Annotated in this window: 16 protein-coding genes; 10 read left to right on the top strand and 6 right to left on the bottom strand. The window is 54.8% G+C overall.

Annotated elements, in window-relative coordinates; translation table 11 throughout:
- Positions 1-30: 30 nt before the first annotated feature.
- From proC to TALK_RS15685, 3 genes are all read right to left on the bottom strand, one after another.
- Positions 31-846, bottom strand: a complete 816-nt coding sequence (gene proC, locus TALK_RS15700) for a pyrroline-5-carboxylate reductase (RefSeq protein WP_085620096.1) — start codon at positions 844-846, stop codon at positions 31-33.
- Positions 847-1,116: 270 nt separating this feature from the next.
- Positions 1,117-1,623 (bottom strand): type III secretion system chaperone family protein, encoded by a 507-nt coding sequence (locus TALK_RS15690; protein WP_085620094.1) that lies wholly within the window; start codon positions 1,621-1,623, stop codon positions 1,117-1,119.
- Positions 1,624-1,812: 189 nt separating this feature from the next.
- Positions 1,813-2,130, bottom strand: coding sequence for an accessory factor UbiK family protein (locus TALK_RS15685; RefSeq protein WP_085620185.1), 318 nt, complete (start codon positions 2,128-2,130; stop codon positions 1,813-1,815).
- 241 nt (positions 2,131-2,371) lie between these two features.
- On the opposite strand from TALK_RS15685, the gene rfaD reads away from it, so the two are divergent.
- The 10 genes from rfaD (at position 2,372) to TALK_RS15635 (ending at position 12,219) form a co-directional block, all read left to right on the top strand.
- Entirely contained in the window at positions 2,372-3,358 is a 987-nt protein-coding gene (gene rfaD, locus TALK_RS15680; RefSeq protein WP_085620093.1) for an ADP-glyceromanno-heptose 6-epimerase, read from the top strand.
- A gap of 116 nt (positions 3,359-3,474) precedes the next feature.
- Positions 3,475-4,308 (top strand): prolipoprotein diacylglyceryl transferase, encoded by an 834-nt coding sequence (lgt, locus tag TALK_RS15675; protein WP_085620092.1) that lies wholly within the window; start codon positions 3,475-3,477, stop codon positions 4,306-4,308.
- The gene (locus tag TALK_RS15670; protein ID WP_085620091.1) at positions 4,305-5,432 is read left to right on the top strand and encodes a class I SAM-dependent methyltransferase; all 1,128 of its coding nucleotides are present in this window, start codon (positions 4,305-4,307) and stop codon (positions 5,430-5,432) included. Before lgt ends, TALK_RS15670 begins: the two co-directional genes overlap by 4 nt.
- An 11-nt stretch (positions 5,433-5,443) precedes the next feature.
- Complete coding sequence (gene pgeF / locus TALK_RS15665) at positions 5,444-6,265, top strand: peptidoglycan editing factor PgeF (RefSeq protein ID WP_085620090.1); 822 nt, start codon at positions 5,444-5,446, stop codon at positions 6,263-6,265.
- Positions 6,266-6,374: 109 nt separating this feature from the next.
- Positions 6,375-7,388 (top strand): hypothetical protein, encoded by a 1,014-nt coding sequence (locus TALK_RS15660; protein ID WP_085620089.1) that lies wholly within the window; start codon positions 6,375-6,377, stop codon positions 7,386-7,388.
- 316 nt (positions 7,389-7,704) lie between these two features.
- Positions 7,705-8,637 carry a ribose-phosphate pyrophosphokinase gene (locus TALK_RS15655; RefSeq protein ID WP_085620088.1) on the top strand — a complete coding sequence of 311 codons (933 nt, stop codon included), beginning with the start codon at positions 7,705-7,707 and terminating at the stop codon, positions 8,635-8,637.
- A 122-nt stretch (positions 8,638-8,759) separates the two neighbouring features.
- On the top strand, positions 8,760-9,386 hold the full coding sequence (locus TALK_RS15650) for a 50S ribosomal protein L25/general stress protein Ctc (RefSeq protein WP_085620087.1): 627 nt from the start codon (positions 8,760-8,762) through the stop codon (positions 9,384-9,386).
- A 15-nt stretch (positions 9,387-9,401) separates the two neighbouring features.
- Positions 9,402-10,157, top strand: a complete 756-nt coding sequence (gene pth, locus TALK_RS15645) for an aminoacyl-tRNA hydrolase (RefSeq protein WP_085620086.1) — start codon at positions 9,402-9,404, stop codon at positions 10,155-10,157.
- A 66-nt stretch (positions 10,158-10,223) separates the two neighbouring features.
- Complete coding sequence (ychF, locus tag TALK_RS15640; protein ID WP_085620085.1) at positions 10,224-11,327, top strand: redox-regulated ATPase YchF; 1,104 nt, start codon at positions 10,224-10,226, stop codon at positions 11,325-11,327.
- A 145-nt stretch (positions 11,328-11,472) separates the two neighbouring features.
- Positions 11,473-12,219: a glutamine amidotransferase-related protein gene (locus TALK_RS15635; RefSeq protein WP_085620084.1), complete on the top strand. Its 747-nt coding sequence runs from the start codon at positions 11,473-11,475 to the stop codon at positions 12,217-12,219.
- A 33-nt stretch (positions 12,220-12,252) separates the two neighbouring features.
- On the opposite strand, the gene TALK_RS15630 is transcribed toward TALK_RS15635, so the two are convergent.
- Genes TALK_RS15630 through TALK_RS15620 form a run of 3 tightly spaced genes read right to left on the bottom strand, consistent with a single transcriptional unit; the run spans position 12,253 to position 14,823 of the window.
- Positions 12,253-12,771: a DUF2478 domain-containing protein gene (locus TALK_RS15630; RefSeq protein WP_085620083.1), complete on the bottom strand. Its 519-nt coding sequence runs from the start codon at positions 12,769-12,771 to the stop codon at positions 12,253-12,255.
- 3 nt (positions 12,772-12,774) lie between these two features.
- Positions 12,775-13,815, bottom strand: a complete 1,041-nt coding sequence (locus tag TALK_RS15625) for a zinc-dependent alcohol dehydrogenase family protein (protein ID WP_085620082.1) — start codon at positions 13,813-13,815, stop codon at positions 12,775-12,777.
- 45 nt (positions 13,816-13,860) lie between these two features.
- Positions 13,861-14,823 carry a rhomboid family intramembrane serine protease gene (locus TALK_RS15620; protein WP_085620081.1) on the bottom strand — a complete coding sequence of 321 codons (963 nt, stop codon included), beginning with the start codon at positions 14,821-14,823 and terminating at the stop codon, positions 13,861-13,863.
- Positions 14,824-14,828 lie beyond the last annotated feature (5 nt).

Genomic DNA, 14,828 nt, shown 5'->3' with positions numbered 1-14,828 from the left:
CTCTATCATCATGGATGTAAAATGGTGCGATCAGCCGGCCAGTTCGACCGATCGTTTTCGGGCGGCTTCGACCGCGCGGGTCATCAGTTCGGGCAGGCCGTTTGTCTGATCCATCAGGACATTCAATGCGGCGGCCGTGGTGCCCCCCGGACTTGTGACGTTTTCGCGCAGGGTTGCGGCGGTTTCGTCGCTGGCGTCAAGCAGGAAACCGGCGCCGACGACGGTTTGGCGCGCCAAAAGCATGGCCTGTTCGCTTGGAAGTCCCGCGGCTTCACCGGCCTGTGCCATGGCTTCGACCAGATGAAAGATATAGGCCGGACCGCTGCCCGACAGGGCGGTCACCGCATCCATCAGGGTTTCATCATCGACCCAGGATACCAGGCCAACCGTAGCAAGCAGGGTTTCGCACATATCGCGCTGGGCCTGACTGACATTGTCGGTCGGATACATGACCGTCATGCCGCGTGAAACCGCCGCCGGGGTATTGGGCATGGCGCGGACAATCCGGGTGGCTTCGCCCAGATGGCTGGTAAAGAAGGTGATGGTTTTGCCCGCTGCCACAGATAAAAATACCGTTTCGGCGCGAACCAGCGGTTTATAGTTTTCGATGACTTCGGGCAGGATTTGCGGTTTAACCGCGAACAGAACGACCTGCGGGATGAAATCCTGTGGCACTTCGCGAACATCGGTGACGCCATGAATACCATAACGGGTCGATAGCTTGTCGGCGGCTTCGGCCTGTTCGACGATATAGACATTATCGGCATTCAGCCCCTTGGCCAGCCAGCCTTCAAGCATGGCGCTGCCCATTTTGCCACAACCGATCAGCAATAGACGCGTATTCATAAAATCTGCTCCGCTTGTTCCATCCTGTGCTGCTGATCATGTGCGGATCAGCAGATATAATGCAATGCCGTAGCGATGTTCTGAAGGTGGGTCAAGTTGATCAGGGCGGCAAGGGGATGGGAAAAATTCACCAGGTGTCACAGGGAACTGTCAGATTGCAGGTGAATTTTCGGGTTCATTTGGCCGGATCGGGAATGCGCATGGCCTATAATGCAACAGGGTCGGCGCAATGGCCGACCCTGTTGGAATGCGTCTTGGCAGGTGTCTGATCTAGGCTTGGCCGACAGGTTCCAGCATCGAATGGGCCAAGGCTTCGTCCGGGGTTTTGCCCTGACCCAGAACAAAATTGAAAGCCGGGAAAAAACGTTCGCATTCGGAAATGGCGATATCAATCAGTTCTTCGAACTGTTCGACCATCGGCGGTACATCACCGGCAAATAAAAGCGTATGGCGAAACAGCGGCATGTTTTCATCAAGCCATAATCCGAAATGGCCCAGCCAAAGCTGTTCGTTGCACTTTGCCACCAGTTCATAGACACGCGGGCGCAACGGTTCGGGCACGAACAGATCAAAGCAGCAGGCAATATGAAGCGCTTCCGCGTCTTCGCGCCAGGTGAAATAGACCAGATATGTGCACCAATGGGCCGGAATTTCGACAACGATTTCATCTTCGCTGCGACGTTCCAGATGCCAGTCATTGGTTCGGGCGATATCTTCGACAAGCAGCAACGGGTTTTCGTCGCCAAAGTCGCCGATATCTTCCATTTGGTCATTCATATAAATTTGCCAGTCTCTGCATATGCGAAAGGGCGCGCACTATATGCCGGTGCCCGCCACGTTTCAACCATCCCGCGACGCGCGACAGTCATGAATTTCATGTGATCGGCAAACGGCTGTTCCTGACCGGCCTTTCAGCGGCCCTGTTGTGAACGGAGTTCTTGCCTTTATGTGGGGATGGCTTCCCGATTATGCGTCTTTTTTTGCCGCTGGTTTGGCACTGGCACGTTTGGCCGCAGGTTTCGGGGCTGCCTTGTCGGCAACGGCCAGACGGCCTTCAAGTTCGGTGATCTTGGCTTCAAGCGCATCAATGCGTTCGGCCGCGCGGATGGCGACATCGTGAACAACATCGAATTCTTCGCGGCTGACCAAATCCATGCCAGCCAGAATGCGTTCGAACTGCTGGCGGACAAGTGCGTCGATCTCGCCCTTCATGCCGGTCATGGTGCCCAATGCGGAATTGGTGACACGGGTAAGGTCGTCAAGAATACGGTTATTGATCTGCATCTTTGTCTCCGGCTGTCGGGCCGCATGATTTGCGACGGCATATTCGTAAAACTTGCGCATAATATGGGGGATACGCCCCTTAAGGCAAGGTGATCATCGCACTGGCGGCAATCATTGAAAAACCGACAGCTTTTCTTGCCCCGGATCGGGGGCGGGCCTATAAAGTGGTCTGCTTTTATAATTGATGCCCCATACGGCCCGGAAGTCTTTAACAAGGCCAGAGTGCCGCCAGGAGAATGCAATGCTGATCGTAACCGGTGGCGCCGGATTTATTGGTTCCAATATTGTGGCCGCCCTTGAAGAACGTGGCGAAACCGACATTGTGGTTGTTGATCGCCTGCGCGACGGGATCAAATGGAAAAACATCGCCAAACGCAATCTGCGCGATATCGTCCATCCCGATGATTTGCCAAAATTCTTGGAAGATCATGGCGGCGATGTTGATGTGATCTTCCATATGGGCGCTATTTCCGCCACCACCGAACGCGATGCCGACAAGATCGTCCAGAACAACTACAAACTGACGACCTGGCTTTGGGAATGGTGTTCGCGTCATTCGGCGCGCTTGGTCTATGCCTCGTCGGCGGCGACCTATGGCGATGGCAAGCAGGGCTTTGACGACAGTTTCGATCAAGCCAATTTGGCAAAGCTGGCGCCGCTTAACGCCTATGGCTGGTCCAAGCATGCAACAGATCGCCGGTTCAGAACGGTTTTGGACCAAAACGGGTTCCGTCCGAAACAATGGGCCGGATTAAAGTTCTTTAACGTTTACGGCCCGAACGAATATCACAAGGATGGTATGCGGTCGGTTGTGTCGCAGATGTTTGACAAACTGTCCGCCGGGGAAACCGCAACCCTGTTTAAATCGCATCATCCCGATTACGAGGATGGCGGCCAGTTGCGTGATTTTGTCTGGGTCGGCGACGTGGTGAATATCATCATGTGGCTGTATGACAATCCACAGGTCAGCGACCTGTTTAACATCGGCACTGGCAAGGCGCGCAGTTTCAAGGATTTGGCATTGTCAGTCTTTGCCGCCCTTGGCAAGGAACCCGATATCAAGTTCGTGCCAACACCTGAAAGCATCCGCGATAAATATCAGTATTTCACCGAGGCCAATATGGCCAAGTTACGCGCCGCAGGATACGACGCGGATATGACGCCGCTTGAAGAAGGTGTGCGGCAATATATTCAGGATTACCTCGCAACCGAAGATCCATTCCGTTAATCCGCTAATCTGGAAACGGGCGGGGGTGGTTTGCCATGTTCCTGCCCTGATCCTTTGCGACCAGTCGATACATCCCAGCCGTTTATGAAACGACATACGCCACGGAGTTCCCCCTGATGCTTAGTCTTGCCTTTCCGGCGATTGACCCGATTGCCATTGCAATTGGCCCGATTGCGATCCGCTGGTACGCACTTGCCTATATCGCGGGATTGCTGTTGGGGTGGCGGTATGTCGTTCATTATTGTTCGAAAACGCCCAACATCATGAGCAAACGTGACATTGATGATCTGCTGTTCTGGGCGACACTTGGCGTCATTCTTGGCGGGCGAACGGGGTATATCCTGTTTTACAATCTGGATTATTACCTTGCGAACCCGGCCAATATCTTAAAGGTCTGGCAAGGTGGTATGGCGTTCCATGGCGGGTTCATGGGGGTCATCATTGCGATCATTTTGTTTGCGCGCAAACGTGGCATTTCGATTTTGGCCGTGCTGGATGCCGCCGCCGTTGCCGCGCCGATCGGGCTGTTTTTTGGCCGGATTGCCAATTTCATCAATGGCGAATTGTTTGGCCGGGCCACCGATGCCCCGTGGGGCATGGTCTTTCCCAATGGCGGGCCGGAACCGCGCCATCCCAGCCAGCTTTACGAAGCCGCGCTTGAAGGCGCGATCCTGTTTGTTGTGTTGTTCATTTTGGCGCGAAGCCCATTTGTTCGTCATCGTCCGGGAATTATGGGCGGCACATTTGTGGCCGGTTACGGCATTTCGCGCATCATTGTCGAGTTTTTCCGCCAACCCGATGCCCAGCTTGGTTTCCTGACATTTGGTGCGACCATGGGGCAATTGTTGTCGATCCCAATGGTGCTGGTCGGACTTGGGTGTATTTTCTATGCCTTGAAAACCGATCCGATCAAAACACGCCAACTTCCAAAAGAAGAGCAGACCGCGTGACCGAGACGTCTGAAACCCCGTTACTGGACCATTTGAAACGGCGGATCGCGCTTTCCGGGCCGATCACCATTGCCGATTTCATGAATGATGCGCTTGCCCACCCTGAATTTGGTTATTACCGCAAACAGGACCCGTTTGGACGCGATGGTGATTTCATCACGGCGCCAGAAATCAGTCAGATGTTTGGCGAATTGATCGGTCTTTGGGCGGCGGTAAGCTGGCAACAGATGGGCAGTCCGCGCAAGATTGATCTGGTCGAACTTGGGCCGGGGCGCGGCACCTTGATGGCCGATGCGTTGCGTGCCGTGCGCAATGTGCCGGGTTTTTCCGATGCTCTGACGGTGCGATTTGTTGAAACCAGCCCGGTTTTGCGCAGCCATCAGCAAACGGCGATTATGCCCTATGGCATCCCGGCAACCTGGCACGAGGCGTTTGACGATATTCCATCACGCGGCAATGCGCCGATGATCGTGATCGGCAATGAGTTTTTTGACGCCCTTCCGATCCGTCAGTTCGAACGCGGCGACCATGGCTGGGCCGAACGGTTGATTGGTGTTGATGCCGGGACCGGCGCACTTGGGTTTGTGCGCGGGCAGGAAACGCCGGTGACTGATGCGCTGATCCCGGCCACCTTGCGCGGGACGGCAAAACCCGGTGATATTTTTGAAAGCTGTGCGCTTGCGATCGCGATTGCCGATCAGGTGGCGCGCCGTCTGAATGCGGTTGGCGGGGCGGCATTATTTATTGATTATGGTCATCCCCATAGTGCCTTTGGCGATACGTTGCAGGCCTTAAAGGATCATAAATTCCATTCGGTTCTTGATCAGCCCGGTGATGCCGATGTGACTGCCCATGTTGATTTTGCCGCCATTGGTCGTACGATTCTTGAAGCCGATGGTCGGGTTGGGGCGGTTTTGACCCAAGGAACGTTCCTTAGGATGTTGGGTATTGAACAGCGGGCCGAGCTTTTGAAAGAAACCGCAGATGCGGAACAGGCAAAATTAATTGATACGGCATTGGCCCGTTTGATCGAAGCCGATCAGATGGGAACACTTTTTAAAGTGCTGATCGGATACGGTCGCGATACCGCACCGCCGCCCTGTGTCAGCGGTGCCGAAGGATAACGGAGCTTTCGATGACCCGTCAGACGACCCGTGGAATTGAACGCAAAGCCAATGGCCTGATGTGGCTGGAAGCCAAATCCATGCAAGCGCGCGAAGGATTGCGTCATGGTTTTTTGACCCGCAAGGGCGGCATTAGCGATGGTATTCATGGCGGGCTTAACGTTGGCTTTGGCTCGGATGACAGCCGGGATCGTGTTTCGGAAAATCGCGCCCGGGCGGCGCGGGTTTTTGGCACGACGCAAGAACGCCTGACGACGGTTTATCAGGTGCACGGGATTGATGTGGCGGTGCTTGATCATCCGCTGGATCGATCCGACGCCCCCAAGGCGGATGCCATGGTGACGGATCGCCCGGATATTATGCTGGGCATTTTGACCGCTGATTGTACGCCGGTTTTGTTTCATGACGCCAAGGCCGGGGTGATCGGGGCGTGCCATTCGGGGTGGCGCGGGTCGTTCGCCGGGATTTCCGAGGCGACGGTTGCGGCGATGGAAAAATTGGGCGCATCGCGGGGGGATATAACCGCCGCCGTTGGGCCGTGTATTGCGCGCCCGTCTTATGAAGTTGATGGTGGTTTTCGCGATACGATCCTGTCTGGCCCGTCGGGTGATGACGATTTATTTGATCCGTCGGTACGGGCGGGGCATTTCATGTTTGATTTGCCGGAATATGTGCGGCGCCGGACGATGGCGACCGAAATTGCCGAGGTTGAATTGGTGGCGCGTGATACCTTGGCCGAGGAAGACCTGTTTTACAGCTATCGTCGCACGACCTTGCGCAAAGAACCGGATTATGGTCGGCAATTATCGGCCATCATGTTGGCCGGGGGATAAGGAACCAAATCATGCCCCATATGATCATGTTGTTCTTTTTTATAATCATCGCAGCCATGGTTGGTTGTGTCTTGATGTGATGCGGTGACGCCAAGGTGACAATAAACAGATGATTTCGCCGATCCGGTCCTTTTTGCTTTTCATTTTGATTGTCGCCCCGCTTGCGGGGTGTGGTGATTTGCCACGTCCGTTCGAAGGGGCAGGGCGCGAAGGCGACCCGGCATTGCTGGAACTGCGTGATGCCAATACGGTTCGGGTGGAAATCGGTGAAGACCTTCCTGATGGGGCGTCGGTTCATCTGGCACGTGCGATGGCGCGTGCATTGCGTGCCCATGACATCCCGGCCTATAGCGACAGCAAGCTTGGTGGCGACTTTATATTGCGGCCCAATGTTCAATCCCGTCTGGCGGATGGGGACGCGGCCTTTATTGATGTGACCTGGGTTCTGATGAATCCGGATGGACTGGCGATTGATACCGCACGCGGGGCCGGTGAATTACAGGCAAGCCAGTGGTTTGCCCAAGATCCCGGTGGCCCCGAAGAAAGCGATTTGGCCGTTCCCCAGGAATTGGTTGAAAAAATTCGTACCCTTCAGGGGCAAAGAATTGACCCGACCCAGCTTGCCTATGATGAATTGGTGCGTGACCCGGCAAGCCGGATTGCGTTTCTGATTTCAGGCGACCGAAGCGATTTGGCGGCGGCCCCGGTGGTCAAGATTGCGCTGATTGATTTTGCCGGTGCCCCCGGTGATGGCAATGTGGCATTGGCCCGGTCCGCAGGTGCCCTTTTGCGGGCCAAGGGCATCGAAGTTGACAATGAGATTGATGATCGATCCATTATCCTGTCGGCGACCATCGAGGTGAAGCCGGTAACGCGCAAAACCACCAGTCCGCTTGATCAGGTTTTGATCGATTGGGTGATCATGGACCCGGACGGGACGGAACTTGGCCAGATGGCCCAGAATAATGTTGTCCCGCGCGGGCGGCTTGATGAGCGGTGGGGGGCTGTTGCATCCATTGCGGCACAGGCCGCTGTTGATGCCCTTGAAGGGGCGCTTAATCAGGTGGCGCGCAAAAAGGGCATGATGCTTAAAGCCGATAAAAAGACAGTTTCCACACGGTAAAGATTTGCAGATTGCGCGGTATTGCGCCGTTCTGCATAACTGCCTTGTTGTTATTCGCCACCCGACCCATTTACAGACTGTTAACGGCTGGTTATAACACGCCCGCGGTTCACTGATATGTGGGCTTGCCGATTATGGGTCTTTGAGTGTCGTAGATGTACCGTTGGACCGGCAGGGCGGAAACGCCTGATTGTTGGGTCGCCGCAACGGTAAAAGGCGTGATGGGACTTGTGACGGGTAAGCTTGCAACCGGCCTGTGCCGCGCAGGACATTAGATTATTCGCTTTCCCGGCACCCATTAATCGAGGCCCCCGCCATGAAGATCCTCGCTTGTAACAGCAACCGCCCGTTGTCTGAGGCCATTGCTGATCATTTGAATTTGCCGTTGACCCGTGCAGATCTTAAGCGCTTCTCCGATCAGGAAATTTGGTGTGAAATTCAGGAAAACGTCCGCGGTGAGGACGTTTTTGTCATTCAGAGCACCTCTTATCCCGCCAATGACCATCTGATGGAGCTTCTGGTGGTTCTTGATGCGCTGCGTCGTGGTTCGGCGCGCCGTATTACGGCTGTGCTGCCGTATTTCGGTTATGCCCGTCAGGACCGCAAATCAGGCCCCCGTACCCCGATTTCGGCCAAGCTGGTTGCCAACCTGATCACGGTTGCCGGTGCTGATCGCGTTCTGACCATGGACCTTCATGCCGGTCAGATTCAGGGCTTCTTTGATATTCCGCTTGATAACCTGTTTGCATCCCCGGTGCTGACCAGCGATATCCGCAACAAGTTCGAAGGCCAGAAACTGGTCATCGTCAGCCCGGATGTTGGCGGTGTCGCCCGTGCACGTTCGGTTGCAAAACGTCTGGATGCGGAACTGGCAATCATCGACAAACGTCGCCCGCAGGCTGGCGTTTCCGAAGTCATGCATGTTATCGGTGATGTTAAGGATGCGGCTTGCATTCTGGTCGATGATATCGTTGATTCCGCCGGTACGCTTTGCAACGCGGCAACCGCGTTGACGGAACGCGGGGCGGCATCGGTTGCAGCCTATGTCAGCCATGGTGTTCTTTCGGGCCCGGCCGTTGACCGCATTGCAAATTCGCCGATGACCGAAGTTGTTACCACTGACAGTATCAAGGCATCAGAAGCCGTTCGTGGATGTTCTAAAATCCGCCAGCTTCCGATTGCTCCTTTGATGGCCGAAGCCATTCGTCGAATTTCGGAAGAAAAATCTGTTTCCGTTCTTTTCGATTGAGGGTATAAGGCGCTGCTGCGCTGGCACCCCTGGAGGCCAGCGCGTTTGCTTTCGTGGGTTTTTACCGGTGTTTCGCACCGGCCCATGTTGGCAATATATTTTTAGTTCAAGGAAAGTTTCCGATGGCAAACACTGTTATCACTGCGGAAATCCGTGAACGGGCCGGAAAGGGGGCCGCCCGTGCCGTGCGTCGTGCCGGTATGGTCCCTGGTGTCATCTATGGAGCAAAACAGGAACCTGTTATGTTTCAGATGGACCCGCGTCCGCTCAACAAGCTTCTGCATAAACCTGGTTTCTTCTCGCATATTCTGAACGTTCAGATTGGCAAAGAAACCTATGAAGTCCTGCCGCGCGACGTTCAGTTCGACAAAGTGACCGATGTGCCGCTTCATGTCGACTTCCTGCGTTTCGCAAAAGGTCAGACCATGACCGTTGAAGTCCCGGTTCGCTTCATTAATGAAGAGAAATCCCCGGGTCTGAAAAAAGGCGGCGTTCTGAACATCGTTCGTCACGATGTTGAAGTTGAATGCGCACCGAGTGCCATTCCTGAAGAACTCGTCTTTGATCTGACTGGTGTCGAAGTTGGCGACTCGATTCATATTTCGGCGATTAAATTGCCGAAAGGTGTCGAACTCACCATTACCGACCGTGACTTCACGGTTGCGACTGTTGCTGCTCCGTCTGCGCTTAAATCGGAAGAAAATGCCGAAGGCGACGACGAAGAAGAAGCAGCAGCGACCGAAGAATAAGATCGAGGACTTACGATGTTACTGGTGGTTGGATTGGGAAACCCGGGATCGGGATATGCCGCCAATCGTCACAATATCGGCTTTATGGCGGCGGACGAACTCGTCCGCCGTTATTCTTTTGGTCCCTGGCGCAAGAAATATCAGGGGCAATTGGCCGAAGGCGAATTGAACGGACAAAAGGTTCTGGTGTTAAAACCCGAAACCTTTATGAACAATTCCGGTCAAAGTGTTGGCGACGTGCTGCGCTTTTACAAAATTCCGATCGAAGACGTTATTGTCCTGCATGACGAGCTGGATCTTCCACCGGGCAAGCTGCGCGTTAAACGCGGCGGCGGCCATGGCGGGCATAACGGATTGCGATCAATTGATGCCCATTGCGGCAAGGAATACCGGCGTGTGCGGCTTGGCATTGGTCATCCCGGTGACAAGGCCCGCGTGCATGGTCATGTGCTGGGCGATTTCGCCAAGGCGGAACAATCAGGCTGGTTGATGGCGCTTTTGGATGGGATCGCGTTGGAATTCCCGCGTTTGGTCAAGGGTGATGACGGTGGCTTTATGAGCAAGGTGTCTCATATCGTGTCACCGCCCAAGCCAAAGCAACCGGCACCGAAAAAGAACAAGGTTGATCCTTTGCCAGAGGCGCCTGAGGCAGATGACGGTGAAATGTCGGGTGCGGCAAGGGTGCGGGTTGAAAAGGCGGATCGGCCTGTCAGCAACGCTGCCAGCGCCATGGCACAGGCATTGGCCCGTGCGTTTAACAAAAAGAAATAGCATCGGGATCGGGGCCTGCCCCATCCTGTTTCAGACACACATTCGAAGTGACGGAGCCCGGAAAAGATGGGATTCAAATGCGGTATCGTCGGTCTGCCAAATGTTGGTAAATCGACCCTGTTTAACGCCCTGACACAGACGGCCGCTGCCGAGGCAGCGAACTTCCCGTTCTGTACGATAGAACCCAATACCGGGCGGGTCAGTGTTCCTGATGAACGCCTTGATAAGATTGTCGCGATCAGCAAGTCGGCAACCATCATCCCGACCCAGCTTGAATTCGTCGATATTGCCGGTTTGGTCCGCGGTGCGTCCAAGGGCGAGGGGCTTGGCAACCAGTTTCTGGCCAATATCCGTGAAACCGATGCCATCGTGCATGTGCTGCGCTGTTTTGAAGACGGCGACATCACCCATGTCGAAGGGTCGGTTGATCCGGTCCGCGATGCGGAAACGATTGAAACCGAATTGATGCTGGCCGACATGGACAGCCTTGAAAAACGCGTTACCGGACTGCAAAAACGCGCCAAAGGTGGCGACAAGGATGCCAAGCTGACGCTTGAACTGATCGATCGGACCCTTGACGCCCTGCGTGAAGGCAAACCGGCCCGGGTCGTTGAAATTACCAACGAAGACGAAGAAAAAGCATTCCGTATGCTGCAGCTTTTGACCAGCAAGCCGGTTCTGTATGCGTGCAACGTTGACGAAGACAGTGCGGCGGATGGCAATGCCCTGTCGGCCAAAGTTGCCGAAATGGCAGAAGCACAGGGTGCGCGTTCGGTTGTGATTTCGGCCGCGATCGAGGCCGAAGTGGCGTTGCTTGACAGTGCAGAAGACAAGCAAGAGTTCCTTGAAGGCCTTGGTCTTGAAGAAACCGGCCTGACGCGGGTTATTCGCGAAGGCTATAAGCTTCTAAAACTTCTGACCTTCTTCACGGTTGGTCCGAAAGAAGCCCGCGCATGGACGGTTTATTCCGGTGCAACCGCCCCGAATGCGGCCGGTGTTATTCACACCGATTTCGAACGCGGTTTCATCAAGGCCGAAACCATGGCCTATGACGACTTTATCCAATTCAACGGTGAAGCCGGTGCGCGTGATCACGGCAAGCTGCGTCAGGAAGGCAAGACCTATATCGTCAAGGATGGCGATATCTTCCACTTTAAATTCAACGTCTGAGCCAGCTTTAGATATTGTATGATGAATAAAGGCCGTCTGCAGAAATGCGGCGGCCTTTTGTCATGCGATGCAGCTTTGATGGCTTAGGGGTTGTCAAAATGGTTCTAAACCGCCACCCTTTCGCTGTTGCAGCAGTGAGGTCGGCATGAACGAATTAAGTCCCGTAAAGCGTGTTTTGATGGTTTTCAATTCTGCCACCGGCCAGCCGGGGCGGGTTGGTGCCGTTTTGCGCCGTTATGGGTATGAGTTCGATATTCGGCGCCCGGGCGAGGGGGATGTGTTGCCAACCGATATGTCAGGCTATCATCTGGCCATCGTGTTTGGTGGCCCGATGAGTGCCAATGACGATCATGAAGTCAATGTTGCACAGATCATGGAGTGGCTGCCCAATGTCGCCAATAGCAAGGTGATGTATCTGGGTATCTGCCTTGGGGCGCAATTGATGGCCCGTCATTTGGGGGCTGATGTTCAGCCCCGCGCCGATGGCATGACCGAAATCGGATATTACCCGGTGCAGGCAACAGATGCCGGAACCGATCTTTTCCCGGATGAAATGATGGTTTATCACTGGCACAGCGAAGGGTTCGGTTTGCCCGATGGTGCCCAATTGATGGCCAGCGGATCGGTCTTTCCCCATCAGGCCTATCACATCGAAGGCCGAATTTGGGGCATTCAGTTCCATCCCGAAGTCGATGATGAAACCCATGAACGCTGGCTTGAAAAGGCCGGGGATAATACCAATCGCCCGAATGGGCAAAACCCGGACCAGCAACGTGCGGGCCGGGCAAAGTATGATGCCGCATTCGGGGCATGGTTCGAAGGTTTTGCGACGCGGGTCCTGATTGATCAGCGCGCGATTGTTGATGCCAGTCTGGGTGTTTGTCGCACCTGATCCCCGTTTGGGCATCGCAAAGGCGAGGACATGTTAAGCGTTCTGTGGTTCGCTTTCCAAGCTTAGGGTTTCCCACCATTGTACGATGGCGGTTTCGTCGAATGGCAGCGATTGTGCATACCCGCCGTGGAATTCCTGCCAAGCGTCGTCATATTCATCGCGCACTCCTGCCAGTACCGGAATGCCGAGTTCCAGCGCCTTTGAAATCACATCGCGCAGGCCGCGACCTTCGGCTTCGCTGCGTCCGAACCGTCCGATGATCAGAATATCGGGGGTGTGATCCAGATCAGACGCCAGTTGTTCTGACAGCGTCGCCAGTGCATCGCCATCCAGCTTGCAGCCGCGCGCCATCGCACCCTGGTTTTTCGTGATCGGCATTTCGTGACCGCTGCCAAGATTGCGGACATAAACCAGTGTGCCGCAATCGCGATCTGCCCGGCGTTTCTGGACATAACCGGCAACCCGCAGGCCTTTGTCGGTGACATAATCCGCAAGGCGACCAAGCAAATCGTCAATGCCGTCTTTGGGGTGGAATGGAATACCTGCGAGCATGATTTAAAACCTGTCGATGACGGAAACGCCGGTGGTGGCGAAACTGTCCATATTCATGAGTGCAGTGGCGCCTTCGGCAAGGGTCACGCGATCATAGATCAGTTTTTGTGGTGCGAGTTTACCAGTCGTGATCATGTCGATCATTGCGTCATAGCGAAAGGCCTGCATGCCGTGACTGCCCAAAATTTCAAGTTCATGGGCGACGACGCGATCCATCGGAATGCTTGCATGGGCATGATCACCCGTCATCAGACCGATCTGGATATGTTTGCCGCGTTTGCGCAAAGATGACACGGAATTAAAGCTGGTGATCGCACTGCCAAGCGCATCAATCGAGACATGCGCCCCGCCGTGGGAAATATCCTTTATTGCGGCGGGAATATCATCGGTACCGGTGGCATTGATTGTATCAATCGCACCAAGTTCACGGGCGAAATCAAGCTTGGCATCATCAATATCGACCGCAATCACCCGTGCGCCTGCGGCAGCGGCAATCATGATGGCCGAAAGACCGACACCGCCACAGCCATGCACGGCAACGATCTGACCGGCGCTTACTTTGCCCTGATCAATGACGCCGCGGAAACTGGTGGCAAAGCGACAGCCAAGGCTGGCGGCAGTGGCAAAATCCATTTCATCGGGCAGGCGCACCAAATTGGTATCGGCGTAATCAATCGCAACATATTGTGCAAAGCTGCCCCAATGGGTAAATCCCGGCTGGAACTGATGATCGCATACCTGATGGTTGCCGCTATGACATTCGGGGCAATGACCGCATCCCGATACAAACGGCACCGTGACCCGATCCCCCACTTTCCAGCGTTTGATATCCTTGCCAACCGCGGCAATCGTACCGGCAAATTCATGGCCCGGGACATGGGGCAGTTGAACATCGGAATCATGGCCCATCCAGCCGTGCCAGTCGCTTCGACACAGTCCGGTGGCGCCAACCGTGATCACCACACCGCCATTTGTCGGTGTTGGATCGTCAAGTTTTTGTATTTCAATAGGGCCTTGGTATTCGGTGAAAAAAGCTGCGCGCATTGTCGGCTCCGATCTGATCGGGTTCGTATCGGGAATTAAGTCGGGTCAAGTATCGTCGGGTTTGTCCCCGGGATGCAAGCGCGTAACTTTGGGCACGCCAATTCCGGGTTTGGGTTCTGGTTTTGGCGACTGATAGCGACCCCAGGGGGATTTGTCTGTTTGAGTATCGCCAGCCCGTCCCCATGGTCCGCGTCCGGCATTTTTCATACGCTCGCGCCGCGCGCGGCGTTCTTGTTCATAGGCCGCGGCCCAAGGTGGCGGGGCAGCATTTGTTGCATGGCCCTTGCGGCCGGGGCGGTACACGCCAAAGACCGGCACCTGTTTCGGGCCGCCTTGCCACAGGGGGATATAGCTGTATTTAAAGAACGGGATCAGGGCAAGACCGGCAAAGAAACCGGCAATATGGGCCAATATGGCAACGCCCTGTTCGGCACCGCTTGACAGATTGACAAATTGCATGCCGATCCAAAGCCCCAGCACGGCAACGGCCGGTACATAAAAAATGAAGACCCAGAAAAACCAGACCAGAACACGGGCCTTGGGAAAAAGCAGGAAATAGGCGCCCAAAACACCGGCAAGCGCGCCGGATGCACCGATCATCGGGATTTGCGATGTGGTATCAAACAAACCATGACCAAAGGCCGCCGCCGCACCGCACAGCAGATAAAATGCCAAAAAGCGGAAATGGCCCATCGCGTCTTCGACATTGTTCCCAAAGACCCAAAGATACAACATGTTGCCCCCCACATGCATCAGGCCACCATGCAGGAACATGGCGGAAAAGATGCTGAGGAATTCAAATCCCGGGGGGAAGACTTCAAGCTGTGGGGGTAATTGTGCATTGCCAAACAGAACTGCCGGGATTGCACCATATTGCAGATTGACCAGAAAATGGGCCTTTTGCCCCAATGTTACCGTTAACAGGTACACGGCAATATTGATGGCAATCAGGCCATAGGTCACCCAGGGCGTAATCGTGGTCGGGTTGTTATCTTTGATCGGCAGCATCGGTT

This window comes from Thalassospira alkalitolerans (assembly GCF_002115745.1).
GTDB lineage: Bacteria > Pseudomonadota > Alphaproteobacteria > Rhodospirillales > Thalassospiraceae > Thalassospira > Thalassospira alkalitolerans.
Note: the sequence above shows the minus strand (reverse complement) of the source record. Positions and strands in the feature narration are given on the sequence as shown.